Source organism: Amycolatopsis stemonae (genome assembly GCF_054781455.1).
Genome location: NZ_BAAGUJ010000003.1, coordinates 547,295 through 566,867 on the forward strand (window position 1 = coordinate 547,295; position 19,573 = coordinate 566,867).

General features: G+C 71.3%; 18 protein-coding genes. 7 read left to right on the forward strand and 11 right to left on the reverse strand.

Annotated features, from left to right (window positions below; genetic code table 11):
• Positions 1 to 57: 57 nt before the first annotated feature.
• Entirely contained in the window at positions 58 to 741 is a 684-nt protein-coding gene (locus tag ACYVLJ_RS14360; protein WP_460438960.1) for a class I SAM-dependent methyltransferase, read from the forward strand.
• Here ACYVLJ_RS14360 and icmF read toward each other — a convergent pair.
• Positions 738 to 3,971, reverse strand: a complete 3,234-nt coding sequence (icmF, locus tag ACYVLJ_RS14365) for a fused isobutyryl-CoA mutase/GTPase IcmF (RefSeq protein ID WP_460438961.1) — start codon at positions 3,969 to 3,971, stop codon at positions 738 to 740. The two genes, ACYVLJ_RS14360 and icmF, sit on opposite strands and share 4 nt — an antisense overlap.
• 138 nt (positions 3,972 to 4,109) lie before the next feature.
• Here icmF and ACYVLJ_RS14370 point away from each other — a divergent pair, with 138 nt between their 5' ends.
• The 3 genes from ACYVLJ_RS14370 to ACYVLJ_RS14380 are packed head-to-tail and all read left to right on the forward strand — an operon-like array spanning position 4,110 to position 5,507.
• Positions 4,110 to 4,439, forward strand: coding sequence for an ArsR/SmtB family transcription factor (locus ACYVLJ_RS14370; protein ID WP_460438962.1), 330 nt, complete (start codon positions 4,110 to 4,112; stop codon positions 4,437 to 4,439).
• Positions 4,432 to 4,863 (forward strand): SRPBCC family protein, encoded by a 432-nt coding sequence (locus tag ACYVLJ_RS14375; RefSeq protein WP_460438963.1) that lies wholly within the window; start codon positions 4,432 to 4,434, stop codon positions 4,861 to 4,863. The genes ACYVLJ_RS14370 and ACYVLJ_RS14375 overlap by 8 nt, the downstream gene beginning before the upstream one ends.
• The gene (locus ACYVLJ_RS14380; protein ID WP_451973660.1) at positions 4,860 to 5,507 is read left to right on the forward strand and encodes a DUF899 domain-containing protein; all 648 of its coding nucleotides are present in this window, start codon (positions 4,860 to 4,862) and stop codon (positions 5,505 to 5,507) included. The genes ACYVLJ_RS14375 and ACYVLJ_RS14380 overlap by 4 nt, the downstream gene beginning before the upstream one ends.
• Before the next feature lie 43 nt (positions 5,508 to 5,550).
• On the opposite strand, the gene ACYVLJ_RS14385 is transcribed toward ACYVLJ_RS14380, so the two are convergent.
• The 4 genes from ACYVLJ_RS14385 to ACYVLJ_RS14400 are packed head-to-tail and all read right to left on the reverse strand — an operon-like array spanning position 5,551 to position 11,392.
• Positions 5,551 to 6,114 (reverse strand): GTP-binding protein, encoded by a 564-nt coding sequence (locus tag ACYVLJ_RS14385; protein ID WP_285454006.1) that lies wholly within the window; start codon positions 6,112 to 6,114, stop codon positions 5,551 to 5,553.
• A 28-nt stretch (positions 6,115 to 6,142) separates the two neighbouring features.
• Positions 6,143 to 6,862 (reverse strand): DUF742 domain-containing protein, encoded by a 720-nt coding sequence (locus tag ACYVLJ_RS14390; protein WP_451973662.1) that lies wholly within the window; start codon positions 6,860 to 6,862, stop codon positions 6,143 to 6,145.
• Positions 6,863 to 6,869: 7 nt separating this feature from the next.
• Positions 6,870 to 7,322: a roadblock/LC7 domain-containing protein gene (locus tag ACYVLJ_RS14395; RefSeq protein ID WP_004561253.1), complete on the reverse strand. Its 453-nt coding sequence runs from the start codon at positions 7,320 to 7,322 to the stop codon at positions 6,870 to 6,872.
• Entirely contained in the window at positions 7,319 to 11,392 is a 4,074-nt protein-coding gene (locus tag ACYVLJ_RS14400) for a sensor histidine kinase (protein WP_460439136.1), read from the reverse strand. Before ACYVLJ_RS14400 ends, ACYVLJ_RS14395 begins: the two co-directional genes overlap by 4 nt.
• 1,007 nt (positions 11,393 to 12,399) lie before the next feature.
• On the opposite strand from ACYVLJ_RS14400, the gene ACYVLJ_RS14405 reads away from it, so the two are divergent.
• Positions 12,400 to 12,837 carry a DUF485 domain-containing protein gene (locus ACYVLJ_RS14405; protein ID WP_460438964.1) on the forward strand — a complete coding sequence of 146 codons (438 nt, stop codon included), beginning with the start codon at positions 12,400 to 12,402 and terminating at the stop codon, positions 12,835 to 12,837.
• Positions 12,834 to 14,426, forward strand: a complete 1,593-nt coding sequence (locus ACYVLJ_RS14410) for a solute symporter family protein (protein WP_451973666.1) — start codon at positions 12,834 to 12,836, stop codon at positions 14,424 to 14,426. Before ACYVLJ_RS14405 ends, ACYVLJ_RS14410 begins: the two co-directional genes overlap by 4 nt.
• Before the next feature lie 18 nt (positions 14,427 to 14,444).
• Here ACYVLJ_RS14410 and ACYVLJ_RS14415 read toward each other — a convergent pair whose 3' ends face one another.
• On the reverse strand, positions 14,445 to 15,005 hold the full coding sequence (locus ACYVLJ_RS14415; protein ID WP_451973668.1) for a TetR/AcrR family transcriptional regulator: 561 nt from the start codon (positions 15,003 to 15,005) through the stop codon (positions 14,445 to 14,447).
• A gap of 132 nt (positions 15,006 to 15,137) precedes the next feature.
• On the opposite strand from ACYVLJ_RS14415, the gene ACYVLJ_RS14420 reads away from it, so the two are divergent.
• Positions 15,138 to 16,559 carry an MFS transporter gene (locus tag ACYVLJ_RS14420; protein ID WP_460438965.1) on the forward strand — a complete coding sequence of 474 codons (1,422 nt, stop codon included), beginning with the start codon at positions 15,138 to 15,140 and terminating at the stop codon, positions 16,557 to 16,559.
• Here the strand turns inward: ACYVLJ_RS14420 and ACYVLJ_RS14425 are convergent.
• The 5 genes from ACYVLJ_RS14425 to ACYVLJ_RS14445 form a co-directional block, all read right to left on the reverse strand.
• Positions 16,537 to 16,881 carry a DUF3817 domain-containing protein gene (locus ACYVLJ_RS14425; RefSeq protein ID WP_451973672.1) on the reverse strand — a complete coding sequence of 115 codons (345 nt, stop codon included), beginning with the start codon at positions 16,879 to 16,881 and terminating at the stop codon, positions 16,537 to 16,539. The genes ACYVLJ_RS14420 and ACYVLJ_RS14425 overlap by 23 nt on opposite strands.
• 10 nt (positions 16,882 to 16,891) lie before the next feature.
• Positions 16,892 to 17,281 carry a hypothetical protein gene (locus tag ACYVLJ_RS14430; protein WP_460438966.1) on the reverse strand — a complete coding sequence of 130 codons (390 nt, stop codon included), beginning with the start codon at positions 17,279 to 17,281 and terminating at the stop codon, positions 16,892 to 16,894.
• Positions 17,282 to 17,446: 165 nt separating this feature from the next.
• Positions 17,447 to 18,361 carry a lytic transglycosylase domain-containing protein gene (locus tag ACYVLJ_RS14435; protein ID WP_451973676.1) on the reverse strand — a complete coding sequence of 305 codons (915 nt, stop codon included), beginning with the start codon at positions 18,359 to 18,361 and terminating at the stop codon, positions 17,447 to 17,449.
• A 124-nt stretch (positions 18,362 to 18,485) separates the two neighbouring features.
• On the reverse strand, positions 18,486 to 18,968 hold the full coding sequence (locus ACYVLJ_RS14440; protein WP_451973678.1) for a helix-turn-helix transcriptional regulator: 483 nt from the start codon (positions 18,966 to 18,968) through the stop codon (positions 18,486 to 18,488).
• 360 nt (positions 18,969 to 19,328) lie between these two features.
• The gene (locus ACYVLJ_RS14445) at positions 19,329 to 19,496 is read right to left on the reverse strand and encodes a hypothetical protein (RefSeq protein ID WP_451973680.1); all 168 of its coding nucleotides are present in this window, start codon (positions 19,494 to 19,496) and stop codon (positions 19,329 to 19,331) included.
• Positions 19,497 to 19,573 lie beyond the last annotated feature (77 nt).

The window sequence follows — 19,573 nt, forward strand, 5'->3', positions numbered from 1 at the left end:
GTTGACAGGAGGTGCAGGATGGAGTGATCTCATCATCCGTTGAATAAGGGGGTAGTCATGGACGTACAGGACATCGACTTCGAAGAGCTTTACCAGGGCGCCACCCCGGTGGGCCGGAAGATGCCGTGGGACATCGGCGCGCCGCAGCCCGCGGTCGTCGCACTGGCCGACGCCGGCGAGTTCACCGGCGAGGTGCTCGACATCGGCTGCGGCCTCGGCGACAACTCGGCGTTCCTCGCCTCGCGCGGCCTGAGCGTCACCGGTCTGGACGGCGCGCCGTCGGCGATCGAGCAGGCCCGCGCCCGCACGAAGGACGTCACCTTCGCGGTCGCCGACGCGACGACGCTCGAGGGCTACGAAGGCCGCTTCGACACGGTCCTCGACAGCGCGCTCTACCACTGCCTGTCCGAGGACGAGCGGCATCGGTACCTGGCCGCCCTGACCCGCGCGACACGGCCGGGCGCGCGGCTGCACCTGTTCGCGTTCTCCCCGCAGGTACCGGACGCCTTCCCGGCGCCCTACCTGATCAGCGAAGCCAACCTGCGCGAGACCGTCGGCAAGGACTGGACGATCGAGAAGCTCGAACCGGCCGTCTACACGACGTCGATGAACCCGGACGAGCTGCGGCAGAGCGTCCGGCTCATGCTGGACGCGGACCCGGCCGGCCTCGCCGGCATGGACACCGACGCCGGCGGCCGGGTCCTGGTCCCGGTCTGGCAGCTGAAAGCGGTCCGCCGCTAGACGTTGCGCCGGTACTGGCCGCCGACCTCGAAGAACGCCTCCGTGATCTGACCCAGCGAGCACACCCGCGCGGCATCCATCAGCACCCCGAACAGGTTGCCGCCACGGGTGGCCGCCTCACGCAGCGCCTTCAGCGCCTGCTGGGCCTCCTCGTGGTGGCGGTGCTGGAAGTCGGCGAGCCGGTCCAGCTGGGACTTCTTCTCGTCCTCCGTCGCGCGGGCGAGCTCGACCTCGATGTCGTCCTCGCCCGCACGCGGGTTGCGGAACGTGTTGACGCCGATGATCGGCAGCGAGCCGTCGTGCTTCTTGCGCTCGTACAGGATCGACTCGTCCTGGATCTTGCCGCGCTGGTAACCGGTCTCCATCGCACCGAGCACGCCGCCGCGCTCGGAGATCCGGTCGAACTCCAGCAGTACGGCCTCTTCGACCAGGTCGGTCAGCTCGTCGATGACGAACGAGCCCTGCAGCGGGTTCTCGTTCTTCGACAGGCCCCACTCCTTGTTGATGATCATCTGGATGGCCATCGCGCGGCGCACCGACGACTCCGACGGCGTCGTGATCGCCTCGTCGAACGCGTTGGTGTGCAGGGAGTTCGCGTTGTCGTACAGCGCGCAGAGCGCCTGCAGCGTGGTGCGGATGTCGTTGAAGCTCATCTCCTGCGCGTGCAGCGACCGCCCGGACGTCTGCACGTGGTACTTGAGCTTCTGCGACCGCTCGTTCGCGCCGTAGCGCTCGCGCATGGCCACGGCCCAGATCCGCCGCGCCACCCGGCCGAGCACCGAGTACTCCGCGTCCATGCCGTTGGAGAAGAAGAACGACAGGTTCGGCGCGAAGTCGTCGATGTCCATGCCGCGCGCGAGGTACGACTCGACGTAGGTGAAGCCGTTGGACAGCGTGAAGGCCAGCTGCGAGATCGGGTTCGCCCCGGCTTCGGCGATGTGGTAACCGGAAATGGACACCGAGTAGAAGTTGCGGACGCCGTGGGCGATGAACCACTCCTGGATGTCGGCCATCATCCGGAGGCTGAACTCGGTGGAGAAGATGCAGGTGTTCTGGCCCTGGTCCTCCTTGAGGATGTCGGCCTGCACGGTGCCGCGCACGTTCTTCAGCGCCCACTCGCGCAGCTCGGCGGCCTCGGCGTCGGACGGCTCGCGCCCGTGCTCCGCCTTGAACTCGTCGAGCTTCTGGTCGATCGCGGTGTTGAGGAAGAACGCGAGGATCGTCGGCGCCGGGCCGTTGATCGTCATCGAGACCGACGTGTTCGGCGCGGTCAGGTCGAAGCCGTCGTAGAGGACCTTCATGTCCTCGAGCGAGGCGATGGACACGCCGGACGTGCCGACCTTGCCGTAAATGTCCGGGCGCGTGTCGGGGTCGTGGCCGTAGAGGGTCACGGAGTCGAACGCCGTCGAGAGCCGCTTCGCCTCCGAGTCCTCGGAAAGCAGCTTGAACCGGCGGTTGGTGCGGAACGCGTCGCCCTCGCCGGCGAACATCCGCGCCGGGTCCTCGCCCTCGCGCTTGAACGGGAAAACGCCCGCGGTGTAGGGGAAGTAGCCCGGCAGGTTCTCGCGGCGCAGGAACGACAGCAGCTCGCCGGACTCGGCGTAGCGCGGCAGGGCGACGCGCGGGATCCGGTTGCCGGACAACGTGTCGCGCCACAGTTGCGTGCGCAGCTCCTTGTCGCGGATCTTGACCACGAGCTCGTCCTGGCGGTACTCCTCCGAAAGCGCCTTGAAGCGCTCGAGGAGCTTCGTCGCCTCGCCGTCCACATCGGACTCGGCCGCGGCGAGCAGCCCGTCCAGCGCGTCGGTCGAGGCGTCCACCTTGCCCAGTTCTTCACGGGCCAGCGCCAGGGCTTCGCGCTTGCGGACCGCGGCGACCTGCGCCTGCGTCTTGGCGTGGTAGCCGCGCACGGTCTCGGCGATGTCGGCGAGGTAGCGGGCCCGGGTGCCGGGGATGACCGTCGACGCGTCGGTCGAGACCTTGCCCTCGACCTGCGGCAGCGTGCCGGCCGAGACGGTCAGCCCGCGCTCGGCGAGCATGCCGCGCAGGTGCTGGTACAGCGCGGTGACGCCGTCGTCGTTGAACTTCGCCGCGCTCGTGCCGTACACCGGCATGTCTTCCGGGCCGGAGACGAAGGCCTCGCGGTTGCGGACCAGCTGGCGCGCGACGTCGCGGCGGGCGTCCTCGGCGCCGCGGCGCTCGAACTTGTTGATCGCGACGACGTCGGCGAAGTCGAGCATGTCGATCTTCTCCAGCTGCGACGCGGCGCCGAACTCCGGCGTCATCACGTACAGCGAGTTGTCCACGTAGTCGACGATGCCGGCGTCGCCCTGGCCGATACCCGGCGTCTCGACGATCACCAGGTCGAACCCGGCGGCCTTGCAGGCCAGGATCGCCTCGCTGAGCCCGGCCGGGATCTCGCCGGACGTCGTGCGCGTGGCCAGGGACCGGAAGTACACCGGGGAGCCGTCGAGGCAGTTCATCCGGATGCGGTCGCCGAGCAGCGCGCCGCCGCCCTTGCGCCGCGACGGGTCGACGGCGAGCACCGCGATCCGCAGCTTGTCCTCCTGGTCGAGGCGGAAGCGGCGGATCAGCTCGTCGGTGAGCGAGGACTTGCCCGAACCACCGGTGCCGGTGATGCCCAGGACGGGTACCTCACGCTTGCCCGCGGCTTCGGTGATGCCGGTGAGCAGCTCACCGGGGAGCTTTTCGGCCTGCAGCTGGGTGATGACGCGGGAGAGCGAGGCGACGTCGCCGGAAAGGACCTTGTCCAGCGCCGGGGCCTGGGCGGCGAGGTCGACGTCGCAGGCCTCGATCATCGAGTTGATCATGCCCGGGAGGCCCATCTCGTAGCCGTCCTCGGGCGAGAAGATGCGGGCGACGCCGCGGGAGTGCAGCAGCTCGATCTCCTCGCGCACGATCACCCCGCCCCCGCCGCCGAAGACCTTGATGTGCCCGGCGCCGCGCTCACGCAGCAGCTCGACCAGGTAGGAGAAGTACTCGACGTGCCCGCCCTGGTAAGCAGAGATGGCCACACCCTGGACGTCCTCGGCGATGGCCGCGGTGGCCACCTCGTCGACCGACCGGTTGTGCCCGAGGTGCACGACCTCCGCGCCCTGCGACTGCAGGATCCGCCGCATGATGTTGATCGACGCGTCGTGGCCGTCGAAGAGGCTCGAGGCCGTGACGAACCGGACGGGGTGCGCGGGGCGGTACAGCTCACTGCTCATCCCTCCAAAATACTTTGACTTCCTACTATTGGAAACCCGAAGACCCGTGACGCGGATCTCAGCGGCCCACCAGGAGAACTTGACAACGTCCAGCTCGGCACTATGTTTAACTAGTCCGTTAATTAACAAGGTGCTGAAATGACTGCTGACCCGTTGAGCCGGACGTTCTCCGCGCTCGCCGATCCGACCCGGCGGGCCATCCTCGCGCGGCTGTCGGCCGGCGAAGCGACCGTGAACGAGCTCGCCGAACCGTTCACGATGAGCCTGCCCGCGGTTTCGCGGCACCTGAAGGTGCTGGAACAGGCCGGGCTGATCACCCGAGGCCGCACGCGCCAGTGGCGGCCCTGCCGGCTGGAGGCGAGACCGCTGGAAGACGTCGCCGACTGGGTCGCGACCTACCGCCGGTTCTGGGACGACGGGTTCGACCGCCTCGAGGAGCACCTGAGGAGCCTGACCGGCGATGCCTGACCTGGAGATCACCCGCGTCTTCGACGCCCCGCGCGAGCTCGTGTTCTCCGCCTGGACCGAGCCGGACCACCTGGCGCACTGGTTCGGTCCCCGGGGTTTCACCTGCCCGGCCGTCACCGTCGACCCGCGGCCCGGCGGCCGCTGGCGGGCCTGCATCCGCTCCCCCGAAGGCGACGAGCACTGGATGTACGGCGTCTACCGCGAGATCAGCACGCCGCGGCGGCTGGTGTTCACGTTCGCGTGGGAGGCCGAGGACGGCGAGACGCTGGTGGCGATCGACTTCGCCGACCTCGGTGGCAAGACCGAAATGACCTTCACCCAGACCGGCTTCCCGGCCGCCGCCGAGCGCGACGGCCACCACGACGGCTGGACATCCAGCTTCGACGACCTGGCCGGCCACCTCCGAGGAAAGGACGACCGATGACCGCTCTGCCCGAGATCGTCACGCCGGCGGAATGGCAGGCCGCGCGGGACGCGCTGCTGGTCAAGGAGAAGGCGCACATGAAGGCAGCCGACCGGCTGGCCGCCGAGCGCCGCCGGCTGCCGATGGTCCGGTTCGACGCGGAGTACCGGTTCGAGAGCGCCGGCGGACCGGTCAGCCTGCTCGACCTCTTCGACGGCCGCCGTCAGCTGGTCGTCTACCACTTCATGCTGCACCCCGGCGACGAAGCGGGCTGCCCCGGCTGTTCCCTGGTCGTCGACAACCTGCCGCACCTGGCCCACCTGCACGCCCGGGACGTCACGCTCAAGGTCGTCGCGCCCGCGACGCTCGCCGAGATCGAGCGGTACAAGAAGCGGATGGGCTGGGACGTGCCGTGGGTGTCGGCGCACGGCAGCACCTTCACCGAGGACTGCGGCGTCGGGAGGGGCTTCGGCGTGAGTGTCTTCCTCCGCGACGGCGACGACGTCTTCCGGACGTACTTCACGTCCGGCCGGGGCGGCGAGATGTTCCTCGCCTCGCACCGCTACCTGGACGTGACGCCGCTGGGGCGTCAGGAGGCGTGGGAAGAGGAGAGCCACGGCGACGACGCGCCGAGCTCGTGGTGGCGCCGCCACGACGAGTACTGAGAACGCGCCGGGGCCCGGGGTGCTCCCCCGGGCCCTGACGGCGTCAGCGGGCCTTGGCCGCCCGGAGCGCGATCCACTGGCGCATGGCGTACTCGACCAGCGTGATCAGCGTCTGCTTCGTCGACTCGCGGTCCCGGGCGTCGCAGCGGACGATCGGGATGTTCGGGTCGATCGACAGGGCTTCGCGGACGTCGTTGATGTCGTGCTCCAGCACGCCGTCGAACGTGTTGATGCCGACGATGTACGGCAGACCGCGGTCTTCGAAGAAGTCGATCGGGGCGAACGAGTCGGCCAGCCGGCGCGTGTCGGCCAGCACCACCGCGCCGATCGCGCCGCGGACCAGGTCGTCCCACATGAACCAGAACCGCTGCTGCCCGGGCGTGCCGAACAGGTAGAGGATCAGGTCGGCGTCCAGCGACACCCGGCCGAAGTCCATCGCGACCGTGGTCGTCGACTTGCCCGGCGTGTGGTCGAGGTTGTCGACGCCGACGCTGGCGTCGGTCATCATCGCCTCGGTGGTGAGCGGCACGATCTCCGACACCGACCCGACGAAGGTCGTCTTCCCCGCACCGAAACCGCCAGCCACCACGATCTTGGCGGATGTCATGGTCGGGGGCGCGGTGTCCCGCGGTGCCTTAAAGCCGACGGAGTCCACTCAAAACCCTTTCCATCAACACCAGATGTGCCTCGGCGCCGTCATTGCCCGTTATCGTCTTGTGCACCGTGACCAGCCCAGCGTCCGCCGCGTCGCTGATCAGCACCCGGGCCACGCCCAAGGGCACCCGCAGGGCCGAAACGATCTCGGCGACCGAACGGGGGGTCCGGCACTCTTCCATGATCGAGAGGCACTCGATCTGCTCCGCGGCCACCTCGGGGAAGCCACCGGTGGCAGCGTAGTCCTTCGTGGAGATCAGTGTCTCCAGCTCCAGCGCGTAATTGGCCCGGGTTCGGCCGCCGGTGAGAGCGTACGGCCGCACGATCGCGGTCTGGTCTTCGGGCGGGGGTGCCTGTTCGAACACCCTGGGCATGACGAACTCGCCGCTGGGCGGGCCCGGGTCGAACAAGCCCCCTGGTCTGGGGCTGTCCCCGTCGGTACTGCCGGGGGGAGAGACTAAAGAGGTCACTCGATCTCCTTGGTCGGCCGGCGGCGCGGGTGGCGCCGGCGGTTCCGCGGCCGCGTGCGCACCGGCGGCCGGGGGTGGCGGGGACTCCTTGCTCTTCTTGCGCTTCCGGCGGGCACGGCCGGAATCCAGGGTGAAGCCGTTGAGGACGTCGGCGAAGGTGCCGTCGTCCTCGCGCCCGGGGGGCCGCTGCCCCTCGGGTGGTTCGCCGCCGAATCCGGACCCCGTGCTCATCGCGCCATCATCCCACCGGTTCGCCGATCAGCGACCCACCCGAGCCCTGGAGCTGGGCGCGCAGCTCCGGGGTCAGGATCTGGCCGACCCGGTCGACGAGCATCGTCATCTCGTAGGCGACCTGGCCGATGTCGCAGTTGGGGGCGGCGAGCACGGCCAGGCAGGACCCGTCGCTGATCGACATCAGCACCATGATCCCCAGTTCCATCTCGACGACCGTCTCGTTGACCGCGCCGGCCTCGAAGCACCGGGCGGCGCCCTGGGTGAGGCTGACCAGGCCCGAGGCGACCGCGGCGAGCTGGTCGGCCCGGTCGAGGGGCAGCCGGTTCGACGCGGTCAGCAGCAGGCCGTCCGCCGAGACGACCACGGCGTGCGCCACGCCGGGCACCCGCTCCGCGAAGTCGTTCACCAGCCAGCCGAACTGATTCTGCGTCGGCTGAGCGCTACTCGGCGAGGTCATTCACCCTCCAGTGTCTCGTGGTTGGTCTCGGTCGCCCGAGCGGTGCGGTGGCGCCCGCGCTCGATGCCCTGCTGGAAGCTTCGCAGGCGGCCGCGCACGTCGTGTGCGTCCCGTTGTGGTCGGGGGGCCGTGGCCCCGGTGGGCGGTCCGGCGCTGCCGGGCAGCAGCTGCTCCCCGCGACGGCGCCGGGGCAATCCTGCCGAAGTGAAGGTGGCGGGCGCCGACTGGGACACCGCTTGCACGGTCCGCCAGCCTTCGTCGGTCCCGAAGTTCCACTCGGCGGTGGCCTCGACGGCAGCCTCTTCCCGGCGCGGAGCCTCGGCCTGACCACCGGCGGGCCGCCGAGACGGCAGTGAAGACGGCGGGGCGGCCGGCCGGCCGGGCTCTTCGAACGCCGCCCGCTGCGGCAGTGGCTCCTCCGGCTGGGCCGCACCGGGCTGTGGGCCGCCCCGCTGGGGGAGGCCGCCTTGTTGCCCGGGGGCCGTTCGAGGCTTGGGCAGGCCGTTCTGCTGGGCTTCGCTGCCGGGCGCTTGCTGTCCCGGCTGCGGGAACGCGGCCGCAGGCTCTCCGGCCGCGGGCTGCCGCGGGCCCGGCTGCGGCGAGGCGGTTGCGTCACCCGTCGGCCCCTGAGCGACATCCTGAGACCCGGCCGCGGGCTGCCCCGGGCCCGGCTGCGGCAGAGCGCCACCCGGCTGAGCAGCAGGCCGGTCGGCTTGCGTCCCGGCTGCGGGCTGCCGCGGACCTGGCTGAGGCGAAGCGCCGCCCGCCAGCCCCTGCGCGGCATCCGTGTGGGCCCCGGCCGCAGGCTGCCGCGGACTCGGCTGCGGCAAGGCGCCACCCGGCTGAACCGCTGACCCATCACCTTGCGTTCCGGCCGCGGGGCGTCGCCCGTCGCCACCCGGCTGAGCTGCCGGTCCATCGGCTTGCGTGCCGGCCGCAGGCTGCCGCGGACCTGGCTGAGGCGAAGCGCCGCCCGCCAGCCCCTGCGCGGCATCCGCCCGCGTCCCGGCCGCAGGCTGCGGCAGGCCCGGCGAAGCCTCGGCTTGCGTCCCGGCCGCAGCTCCTTGCGGAGTGTCAGCCTGCGTTCCGGCCACGGGTCCCGCCGACGTTCCAGCAGGTCCGCTCTGGGCCGGGTCGCCCTGCGGGCTTGCGGGCTTCGCCGGATCGGCCTGCATGCCCGCCACCGGGCCGCGCGGCTGCGTTGCCGCAGGTCCACGCTGTCCCGTGTCGGCCGAAGCGGAGGCCGCCGTCGGGTTCGCCGCTGCCTGGCGGGCCTGCTGGCGGCCCCTCGTGACGCCCTGCTGGAAGCTGCTCAGCCGGCCGCGGACGTCCGCCGGGTCGCGGACCGGGAGGTCCGATCGCGGCGGGGCCGGGGTGGCCGGGGCCGGCGAGGTCGGCGTCGCGCTGCCCGGGAGGAGCTGCTCGCCGCGGCGGCGGCGGGGGAGGCCCTTCTCCGTGAACGCCGTCGGCTCCGACTTCGTGATCGCCTGGACCGTGCGGAAGTTCTCGTCGCTCGCGAAGTCCCAGCTGCGCAGGCCCTCGGGCTCCGCCGCGGCGGGCTTCGCCTCGGGGGCAGCCGGAGCCGAAGGAGCCGAAGGAGCGGGCTTCTCCTCGCGGAACCACGCCGACAGCATCTCGTCGAAGATCGGCGTCGTCTCGGAGCGGTCCGGCGCCGGGGCCGTGGGCGCCGGTTCGGGCTTCGCCGTCGCCTGGTTCCACCAGTCGCTGAGCGTGGTTTCGTTGGCGGAGAACAGGTCCTTGCCCGCCGGGAGGTCGTCCGCGCGGGGCGGCTGCGGCACCGGCAGCACCGCGGGCAGCGTCGGGCGCGGCGGCGGGACGTCGTCGTCCTTCGGGAGGGGCGCGAACAGCGCCGTCCCGGAGATCTCGAGGTCCGACGGCGGGCGGACGGCCGGGCCGTGCCCGTTCGCCAGGCCGGCGAGGTCGCTCGCCGACGGCCAGCGCTCCTCCCCCATCGCCGGCTGCTGCGGGACCAGCGGCCGCGGCCGGGAGGTGCCGTTGACCTGGCGGCGCGGCAGCTGGTTGCCCGCCGCGGGGCTCGTCGGGTGCTGCTGCAGGGAGCCGATCGGGCCCGTCCGCGGGCCGTCCGTCACCGGCATCACCAGCTCCGCCGGGACGACGACCGTGGCGCGGACGCCGACGATGTCCTTGCCGCCGTGCAGCGAAACCCCGATGTGGTGGCGGCTGGCCAGCCGGCCGACCACGAACAGGCCCATCCGGCGCGACGTCGCCAGGTCGACCGACCCGGCCTCGGTCAGCCGGGTGTTCGCCTCGGCGACCTCGGCCTCGTTCATGCCGATGCCCTTGTCGAGGATGTCGACGTGGAGGGAGCCGTCCTCGCCCAGCCGCGACGCCACCGTCACCGACGTCTCCGGCGCCGAGAACGCCGTCGCGTTGTCCAGCAGCTCGGCGACCAGGCGCATCAGGTCGCTCGCGGCGTAGCCGACGATCCGGGCCGGGGGCGGCGGCTGCACCTGCACCCGCTGGTACTGCTCGATTTCCGAGACGGCGGCGCGGAGCATGTCGGTGGTGCCGACCGGCTTGCCGGACCGGCGGCCGGGCTCGGCGCCCGACAGCACCATCAGGTTCTCGTTGTTGCGCCGCATCCGGGTGGCGAGGTGGTCGAGCTGGAACAGGGTCGCCAGCTGGTCGGCGTCCTCCTCGTCCCGCTCGAGCTGCTCGATCAGCTGCAGCTGCCGCTGCACCAGGCTCTGGCTGCGCCGGGACAGGTTGACGAACACGCTGCCGAAGCCGGTGCGCATCGCGGCCTGCTCGGTCGCGAGCCGCAGCGCCTGGTGGTGCACCTTGTCGAAGGCGCGGGCGACCTCGCCGACCTCGTCCTCGGTCCGCACCGGCACCGGCACGACGTCCGTGCTCTGCGCACGGCCTTCCTGGATGTTGCGGACCGCCTCGGGCAGCGCGGTCTCGGCGACGTCCAAAGCGCTGCGCCGCAACGCCTTCAGCGAACGCAGCAGCTGGCGGGTGATGAGGAAGACGACCGCGACGGCGAGCACCATGGTCGCGAACAGCACCACCGCGAGCAGGCCCGCGCCGCTGCTGGCCTCGTCGACCAGCTGGGTCGAGGTGGCCGACGCCGACGCGCCGAGCCGGTCGGCGACCTGGCTGATCTGCGTCCGCATCGCCGAGGACGCGGAGTTCCACTCGGCCGCCGAAAGGGCGCGGAACGCGTTGTCGACCGTGGTGCCCTGCGCGTTCAGCACCGACTCGACCATCCGGGCCCGGCTCTGCGCCTGGGCGCCTTCGGCGATCGCCGCGAAGTCGCGCTGCAGCGTGTCGCCCGCCGCGGAGCGGAAGTCGACGAGCCGGTCGGCCAGCCGCAGCTCGGCGGCGCGCAGCGTGGCCAGCTCGCTCGGCGACAGCGCCGAGCGGGCGATGCCGTAGGAGACCAGTGCCTGGCTGACCGACACCTGCTCGCCCGCGACCAGCAGTTCGTGCAGCCCGGCCGGGGTGCCGCCGAGCGTGCCGTCGCCGGCGCCCGCGGTGGCCGCGGTGTCGAGGCCGATCAGGGACCCGGTGATCCCGGAGTAGGAGTTGACGGCCTGGGCCGGGTCGAGCTGGCCGCCGTCGACCTGGCGGCGCAGGAAGCCGAGGTTGTTGACCTGCGCTGTGGCCGCGCCGGCCGCCCCGGCCACGCCGGGCTCGACGCCGGACGCGCGGGACTGCGCGTCGGTGAACGGGCCGACCGCCGCGTCCGTGGCCTTGCGGGCCGCGGCGAGCTCGGGCGTGCCGCCGACGGTCCCCTCGGTCAGCATCGCCGCCGTGACCGTGCGCTCCTGTTGCAGCGCACCGGTGAGCGCGCGCGTCTGGCCGCCGAGCGCGACCAGCCGGTCGAGCCGCTGGTAGTCGTCCGAGCGGCCGACCTGGGCGGCGATCGTCGTGATGCCGAGCACCAGCGCGAGGACGATCGGCACCACCGTGACGGCCGAGAGCTTCACGGGGAGGCTCCAGTCGCGCCACCGCACGAGGGCGCGCCACAGTTCCTTCCCCTTCGACCGCCGGGGCGCCCGGCCGAGCAGCTCCCCCACGGGCACCTGACCTTCTCCTGCAACGGTCACGTAAGTGACTCCCTGTCCGGCGTCATGGATCCGAGTCGGCGCGGCGTCCCGGCGGGCGGCGGGCCGTCGGACGGTCGTGCCGTCCGCGCCCGGCCGCCTCGCCGGCGCCTTCGCTCGTCCCCGGCTGCCCCGCCGACCGTGCGCCCGTCACCGGGCCGGCACCGCTTCCCGTGCAAGGGACAGTGCACGTGCACGGCGCAACTTGCGTTCTGCACGGTCGTGGAGATCAACTTTATCGGTGCCAATCGATCGCTGAGTCAGCTGGGCCAAAGAATCGTACCCCCGGAGCCCGGTCGGTCAATTGTGTTCCCCGTTCGGTCGCTGACCTGCGAAAAGCGCTTTCGGAGGCGGGCTCGGGCGACGACATTACGCCTCGGCGTCCCCGAAGAGGGAATCCCGGTTACCGGACGCGTCTCACCCAGGCGTTCGGCCGTCACCCGATTAGCCCAGGCGGGGCAGCAGCGTACCTCGGACGATCTACACTCCGTACCCCCATCGGGTGGGTCAAGTCTCAAGATGTGCCCGATGTTGTGGCGTTGCGCAGTGGCGTGACCCGACCTGGTGATTTCTTTCGGGACCCCGCGCCGACCTGTGGATCTTCCCCGCCACGCCCGCAGCCGGAGGACCCTCCACTGCGCTACCGAACCCTACTTTGACCACTCTGAGTGACAGTTGGTCACCCGCACCCGGCCGGATTAGCTCGTTCGCCGCAGGCTGGGCCGAACGCGACAACGTCGCGTCACAATTTTTCTCATCATTACGGGTGATCTGCGCGTGATCTTGTAGCGAACAGCCATTCGACGTTTTCGACGGGAAACCGAATACCGACCGTTCTCCCGCCGTTGAACCACCCGGCCGCCTGCCCGCTCCGCCGGACGGCGTAGTTACGATGTCGACTCGCAGTCCGCAAGGGCGGCCCGGCGCCCTGTCCGCAGGCGCCCGGGGCCCCGCCGCCACGCCAGGCACATCTGCCGGAGGCACCCATGTACGACGTCGCGCGTCCCGCGGCGGGCAACCCGCTCGAAGAGACCGGCCGGATGCCGGCGCTGTTCACCGGGGACCGCCCGCCGGGCGCCCAGCACCGACGGCCCGCCCCCCGCACGGGTCCCGACTACGCCGCGATCCAGGCCAGCCGCGAGTTCGTCTCGCTGCGGCGGCGGTTCCGGTCGTTCGTCTTCCCGATGAGCTTCGCCTTCTTCGCCTGGTACATGACCTACGTGCTGCTCGCCGCGTACGCGCACGACTTCATGAGCACCAAGGTGTTCGGGCAGGTCAACGTCGGCATCGTGCTCGGCATCGGCCAGTTCGCCAGCACCGCGCTGGTCACCTGGCTCTACCTGCGCTACGCGCGCCGCCAGGTCGACCCCCGGGTCGCCGAGCTGCGGGCCCGCGCCGGCCTGACGGAAGGGACCCGCCGATGACCGCCCTCGCCGCCGAAGGGGCGCCCGCCAGCAACCCGCTCGTCAACACCGCCGTGTTCGCCCTGTTCGTGGCGATCACGCTCTACGTCGTCTACCGGGCCAGCTCCCGGAACTCCTCGACGTCGGACTACTACGCCGCGGGCAGCGCGTTCACCGGCCGCCAGAACGGCATCGCGCTGTCGGGCGACTTCCTGTCGGCGGCGTCGTTCCTCGGCATCGCGGGCGCCATCGCGATGCACGGCTACGACGGCTTCCTCTACTCGATCGGCTTCCTCGTCGCCTGGCTGGTCGACCTGCTGCTGATCGCCGAACTGCTGCGCAACACCGGCCGGTTCACGATGGGCGACGTGCTGAGCTTCCGGATGAAGCAGCGCCCGGTCCGCGCGGCGGCGGCGACGTCGACGCTGGTGATCTCCTTCTTCTACATGCTCGCGCAGATGGCGGGCGCCGGCGGCCTGGTGGCCCTGCTGCTGAACGTGCACTCCAAGCTCGGCCAGGCGCTGGTGATCGGCGTCGTCGGCCTGGTCATGGTGCTGTACGTGCTGGTCGGCGGGATGAAGGGCACCACGTGGGTGCAGATCATCAAGGCGACCATCCTGCTGCTGTGCGGCGCGCTGCTGACGGTGTTCCTGTTCGGCAAGTTCGGCTTCTCGTTCTCGAACCTGCTCTCCTCGGCCGCGGAGAACAGCCCGCTCGGCGACAAGCTGCTCGAGCCGGGCGGCTCCTACGGCAAGAACGGCACCACCAAGCTCGACTTCGTGTCGCTGGCCCTGGCGCTGGTGCTCGGCGCGGCCGCGCTGCCGCACGTGCTGATGCGCTTCTACACGGTGCCGAACTCCCGCGAAGCGCGGCGAAGCGTCGTCTGGGCGACGGCGTGCATGTTCCTCTTCTACCTGTGCACGCTGGTGATCGGCTTCGGCGCGGCCGCGCTGGTCGGCGCGGACGAGATCAAGGCCGCGCCCGGCGGCGAGAACTCGGCCGCCCCGCTGCTGGCCCTGCACGTCGGCGGCACGCTGCTGCTGGGCATCATCGCCGCGGTGGCGTTCGCGACGATCCTCGCCGTGGTGGCCGGGCTGACGATCACCGCGTCGGCCTCCTTCGCCCACGACGTCTACGCGAACATCTTCAAGCGCGGCAAGGCGGAACCGGCCGACGAGGTCCGGGTGGCGCGGCTGACCGCGATCGCGGTCGGGGCGCTGGCCATCATCGGCGGCGTGCTCGCGAACGGGCAGAACATCGCGTTCCTGGTGGCCCTCGCGTTCGCCGTGGCGGCGTCGGCGAACCTGTCGACGCTGCTGTACTCCCTGTTCTGGAAGCGGTTCAACACGACCGGCACGCTGTGGGGCATCTACGGCGGCCTCGCCGCGAGCCTGATCCTGGTGCTCTTCTCGCCGGTCGTGTCGGGCGCCCCGGACGCGATCTTCAAGAGCGTCGACTTCGCCTGGTTCCCGCTGAAGAACCCGGGCCTGGTCTCGATCCCGTTCTCGTTCCTCTGCGGGTTCGTCGGCACCCTGGTGGGCAAGCCGAAGGCGGACGCGGACAAGCACGCCGAGATGGAGGTCCGGTCCCTCACCGGGATCGGCAGCTGAGGCCCTGGGCGGCCTGCGTCACGCGCGCAGGCCGTCCAGGATCACGTCCAGCACGCGCTTCCCGTCCTCCGGGCTGCAGTTGCGCACCGCCATCCCGGCGCCGTGGCCCAGCCGCAGCACGTCCGGCCCCGCGACGTCGGGGCGGATCAGCCCCTCGGCCGCGTCGACCAGCACCCCGACCGCCTCGCGCAGCCGGACCTGGCAGTACTGGAAGGTTTCGGAGCCCGAGTCGATCGACTCCTTGAGGATCGTGGCGAGCTTGTGCCGCTCCACGACCCAGGTGACCTGCTCCCCCAGCCAGGCCTCGAGCGCCTCCCACGGCGGCAGCTCGTCGTGCAGCACGTACGCGCGGTCGGCGAGCACCTCGATCTCGTCGCGGTAGACCGCCTCGAACAGCTTCTCGCGCGTCGGGAAGTGCCGGTACAGCGTGCCCGCACCCACCCCGGCCTTCTTCGCGATGTCGTCCAGCGGCACGTCGGCGCCCTGCGCGGTGAAGAGGTCCTTCGCCGTCGCGACGATGCGCTCGTAGTTGCGCCGCGCGTCCGCGCGCATCGGACGCTCCGAGTCCGCACCCGGCATCCCGGCCTCCTCGCCTTTAACCGGAGAGATTCTCCGAATTCGCTTGCGCATCCGGAGACGATCTCCATATTATCGGATCGTCCCCAAGTGGAGAATCTCTCCACTTCTCGTTGCTCCTTGGGGGAGTATCCCTTGACCCAGCAAACGGTCCTCGACGAGCCCGCGGCACCGGCCCGTCGCAGCGGGCTGGTCCTCGCGATCATCCTCACCTGCCAGCTCATGCTCATCCTCGACGCGACGGTCATGAACGTCGCGCTCCCGCGCATCCAGACCGACCTGGGGTTCTCCCCCACCGGCCTGTCCTGGGTGATGACGGCCTACAGCCTGGTCTTCGGCGGCCTGCTGCTGCTCGGCGGCCGCGCGGGCGACCTGTTCGGGCGGCGCCGGATGTTCGTCGCGGGCACCGCCCTGTTCACCCTCGCCTCGCTGGCCGGCGGCCTCGCCGACTCGGCCGCCCTGCTCATCGCCGCCCGCGTCCTGCAGGGCGTCGGCGCCGCGATGGCCGGTCCGAGCACCCTGGCCCTGGTCACGACCACGTTCTCCGAGGCCAGGGCCCGCGTCCGGGCGCTGGCGCTGTTCTCCGCGATGTCCAGCGGCGGCTTCGCGATCGGCCTGATCGTCGGCGGCCTGCTCACCGAGTGGATCTCGTGGCGCGCGGCGCTGTTCATCAACGTCCCGTTCGGTCTCGCGATCGTGCTGCTCGCACCGCGGTTCGTGCCCGAGCCCGCACGCCGCCCCGCGCGGCTCGACCTGCCCGGTGCGATCACCGGCACCCTCGGCGTCGGCTCGCTCGTGTTCGCCTTCACCCACGCCGCGTCCGACGGCTGGGGCAACCCGGTGACGCTCGGCTCGCTCGCCGGCGGCCTCGGGCTGCTGGCCGCGTTCGTCGCGATCGAGGCCCGCACCGCGATGCCGCTGGTCCCGCTGCGGCTGTTCGCCGACCGCAACCGCAGCGCGGCCTACGTCAACTTCTTCCTCGGCCCGATGGCGATGATGTCGATGTTCTTCTTCCTGACGCAGTTCATGCAGGACATCCGGCACTTCGCCGCGCTGGCCACCGGGTTCGCGTTCCTGCCGATGGCGGCGCTGATCTTCACGATGAGCCGGCTCGTGCCGCGGCTGCTCCCCCGCTACGGGCCGAAGCCGCTCGCCGTCACCGGGACGCTGCTGATGCTCGCCGGCGTCGGCTGGCTCGCCCAGCTCACCGCGGACAGCGCGTACTTCCCCGCACTGCTGGGGCCGCTGGTGCTGATGGGACTCGGCGGCGGGCTCGCCTTCGCGCCCCTCAACGTGATCGTGATGGCCACCGTGCCGTCCGAAGACGCGGGCGCCGCGGGCGGCGTGCTGCAGACGATGCAGCAGGTCGGCAGCACCCTCGGGCTGGGCGTGCTGATCACGATGTTCGGCGCGACGACCCGCTCGTCGAGCGCGACCGGGGCCGGGCTCGTCGTCGACGGCATGACCTCGGCGTTCGCCACGGCCGCGGTGTTCGCGGCGGGCACGGTCCTGGTGGCGCTGACGTTCCGGCGGGTTACAGCTTCTGCCCGGCCTTGACCCGGTGCGTCACCCGGCGCTCGACGAGGAACGAGACGAACGGGACGCAGCCGGCCAGCAGCACCAGCACGGTGCCCTTGATCGACCAGCGGGCCTTGATCGCCAGGTCGATGGTCAGCACCAGGTAGATCATGTACAGCACGCCGTGGATCGGCGAGTAGACCGCCGACGGCGTCGGGTTGCCGAAGCCGTAGCGCAGCACCATCACGAAGCAGAGGCCGAGCAGGCCGACACCGGTGACGTAGGCGGCGGTGCGGAACCGGACCAGGGGGCCGGTGAGCGGCACCGCCGTCTGGGCGGCACCTTCGGTGCTGGTGGTCATCGGGTCGTCCTCACTCTGCGGCCTGCTGGTCGCGGGCGTTCAGCTCGCGCAGGTAACGGTTGTACGCGGCCAGTTCCTCGTCCTCGTCGGTGTGCACCACGTCGGGGCGGGGACGGGGAGCGGGCACCTCGGGCTTCACGGCCGGTTCGGGCGCCGGCTCTTCGGTTCGCGCCTTCTGGTTCAGCTTGCGGATCCGCCAGAACATGAACGCGGGGAAGAGCCCGAACAGCGGCCACTGCAGCACGTAGCCGAGGTTCTGGAAGGTGCCGCTGGCCGACATGAAGCGGTCCCACTGCCACCAGGCGAGCCCGCAGCAGACGAGCAGGCTCACCAGGCTGGTCGCGACGATCACGAGCCGCCGTCCCCAGGGGGAGGCGGCCGGCGGCGGGGAAGCTGGCACGGCTTCGACGCTAGCACTGACCGCCTGAGAGGCCCCGGCCCCCGCCCTCTCCTCGGGGGGCGTCCCCAGTCCAGTCTATCGGCGGCTGCCGACAATCCTCAGGTTCGCGGGCGATCCGGCGCGAGTTGTCCACATTCGGCCCGGCCTGTGGACCAGCCGGGCTCGTCAGCCTTGCTTGCGCACCGACTGCGCGGCCTTCGCGTACCCGTCCGCCAGGCCGAACACCTTCTGCGCGTACTCCGTCGAGTTGTTGTACGACAGGATCCCGGCCCACCACCCCGCCGGGCTCGCCATGTCGCGGCCGCCCGCGCACAGGTAGCGGGCCGCCGCCAGGGCCGCGTCGTCGATCTGCTGGGGGTCGCCGAGGCCGTCGCCGTTGCCGTCCGAGGCCCACTTGCGCCACGTGCTCGGGATGAACTGCATCGGGCCGACCGCGCGGTCGACGGTCGGGTCGCCGTCGTAGCGGCCGCCGTCGGTGTCGCCGATCGCCTGGACCCCGGAGGAGCCGTCGAGCGGGACGCCGATGATCGGCTTGGACGGGCGGCCGTCCGCGCCGAGGACCGCGCCCGCGTACTGGCCGTGGTTCGACTCGATGCGGCCGATGCCGGCCAGCGTCGCCCACGAGATCTTGCAACCCGGCTGGTCCGCGCGCATCGCCAGCTCGGCGTTGCCGTACGCCTGCAGCGCCCGCGCCGGGACGCCGCTGGCCGCGGCGACCTGGGCCGCCCACTGCGAGAGCGTCGCCGGGCCGGTGCTGCGGGCCTGCTGCGGAGACGTCTGCTGCTCGGCGCCACCCGCGACGACGCCGCCGGCCGGGGCCACCGACCCCGGGCGGACGTCGGCCGCCTTGACCTGCAGGGCGGGGATCTCGGTGGTGGTCGGGCTCGCCTCCGGCGTCGACGCGCGCGTGACGAGCCAGACACCGCCGCCGGCCACGGCCAGCACGGCGACGACCACGATCAGCCGGGTGAGCACCGCGGCACTCGCGGCGCGCGCCGCCGGTGCCGGTACGGCGGGGGCGGCTTCGCCGGCGTCGTCGCCGACCGGGTCGTCCTCGGTCTTTCCGGTACTCGTGCGCACGAAACTCCGGTCCTCCAGCGTGGTTGCCGACGATCTGTCAACGAGCCCGCGCAGGTTAGCGTTACGCGGGCCGTCCAGAACGTCTCACCACGCCGGTTCACCCGGCCGTGTGGAGCACGTCTCGTCAGGCGGACTTCTGCTGCCGGGCGAGCCGCGCCACGCACCAGGCCGGGGCGCTGCCGCGGCGCAGGTGCTGCAGGACGGTCATCGGGCCGAGCCGGCGGCTCAGGTCGGACGGCGCGAGCCCGGCCGCCCGGTAGTCGAGGGCCCGCTGGTCGAGCGGGCTGATGCCGGCGTCCCACCACTCTTCGGCTTCGGCGACGCCGCCGACCATCTGCCACCAGCCCGCGGCGGCCGTGAGCAGCTCTTCGGGCACTTCCGGCAGGCGGCTGCGCATCGCGGCGAGGTAGCCGGGGTCGGCCGACTCGACGGGGACGAACCGGGACTGTCCGGACCGGGCGCGCTGGCCCGGGATGCCCGGCGTCTGGGCGGGCGCGTCGGCCAGCCACGCGGACGCGATCCGGTCGACCTCCTGCTCTTCGGGGGTCTGCTCGCGCTCGGCGGCCCACTGCCGGATCAGCGCGTCCACTCCGGGATCTCCGGTCATCCCTGCCTCCTTGTAGGTCCCCGACGGACAGGCCCTGACGCCTGTCCCACGCGGTGGTGCCGCACGCACCCACCTGCACCTTGCTGAGTGGAAACTGCCTGCGTACCGGGGCTCTCCGAGGGGGATGGCGAACCACCCGATCACGCAATGTGAGCACCGTAGGGCCGGGGTGGTCCCCTTCGCCAGACCCCGGCTGCCACGAATTCGCCGACCTGCGCGTTTTCGGCGGCAATCCACCCGGATGGTCGAGTGTTCGGTCCGAATTCCGAGATTCGTGACGCTCGGTGATTTACCGTCCGCTAACACGCAGGGTTACCACCGGCACCACCCGATACGGTGCCGGTGAGCGGGGCTTTCGGGTCAGGAGAAGAGCGACCGGAAGAACGTGACGATCGCTTCGGCGCCGTCCTTGAGCCAGCCCAGGACGCGGTGCACGAAGTCGGCGGACTGGTGGGGCTGGGTGATCAGGAAGAACAGCACGAGCGCGACCACGCCCACGATGAGCACTTTCTTCATCCCGCTCGACATGCGCTTCCTCCCCGGTCCGCCGTCCCGTCCTGGGAGTGGCCACGCCAATACTCTAGGGAACCAGTGCCCGGAAGACA

Coding starts and splice junctions, on each gene's coding strand:
- ACYVLJ_RS14360 (WP_460438960.1), top strand. CDS start 58: ATGGACGTACAGGACATCGACTTCGAAGAGCTTTACCAGGGCGCCACC.
- icmF (WP_460438961.1), bottom strand. CDS start 3,971: ATGAGCAGTGAGCTGTACCGCCCCGCGCACCCCGTCCGGTTCGTCACG.
- ACYVLJ_RS14370 (WP_460438962.1), top strand. CDS start 4,110: ATGACTGCTGACCCGTTGAGCCGGACGTTCTCCGCGCTCGCCGATCCG.
- ACYVLJ_RS14375 (WP_460438963.1), top strand. CDS start 4,432: ATGCCTGACCTGGAGATCACCCGCGTCTTCGACGCCCCGCGCGAGCTC.
- ACYVLJ_RS14380 (WP_451973660.1), top strand. CDS start 4,860: ATGACCGCTCTGCCCGAGATCGTCACGCCGGCGGAATGGCAGGCCGCG.
- ACYVLJ_RS14385 (WP_285454006.1), bottom strand. CDS start 6,114: ATGACATCCGCCAAGATCGTGGTGGCTGGCGGTTTCGGTGCGGGGAAG.
- ACYVLJ_RS14390 (WP_451973662.1), bottom strand. CDS start 6,862: ATGAGCACGGGGTCCGGATTCGGCGGCGAACCACCCGAGGGGCAGCGG.
- ACYVLJ_RS14395 (WP_004561253.1), bottom strand. CDS start 7,322: ATGACCTCGCCGAGTAGCGCTCAGCCGACGCAGAATCAGTTCGGCTGG.
- ACYVLJ_RS14405 (WP_460438964.1), top strand. CDS start 12,400: ATGTACGACGTCGCGCGTCCCGCGGCGGGCAACCCGCTCGAAGAGACC.
- ACYVLJ_RS14410 (WP_451973666.1), top strand. CDS start 12,834: ATGACCGCCCTCGCCGCCGAAGGGGCGCCCGCCAGCAACCCGCTCGTC.
- ACYVLJ_RS14415 (WP_451973668.1), bottom strand. CDS start 15,005: ATGCCGGGTGCGGACTCGGAGCGTCCGATGCGCGCGGACGCGCGGCGC.
- ACYVLJ_RS14425 (WP_451973672.1), bottom strand. CDS start 16,881: ATGACCACCAGCACCGAAGGTGCCGCCCAGACGGCGGTGCCGCTCACC.
- ACYVLJ_RS14440 (WP_451973678.1), bottom strand. CDS start 18,968: ATGACCGGAGATCCCGGAGTGGACGCGCTGATCCGGCAGTGGGCCGCC.
- ACYVLJ_RS14445 (WP_451973680.1), bottom strand. CDS start 19,496: ATGTCGAGCGGGATGAAGAAAGTGCTCATCGTGGGCGTGGTCGCGCTC.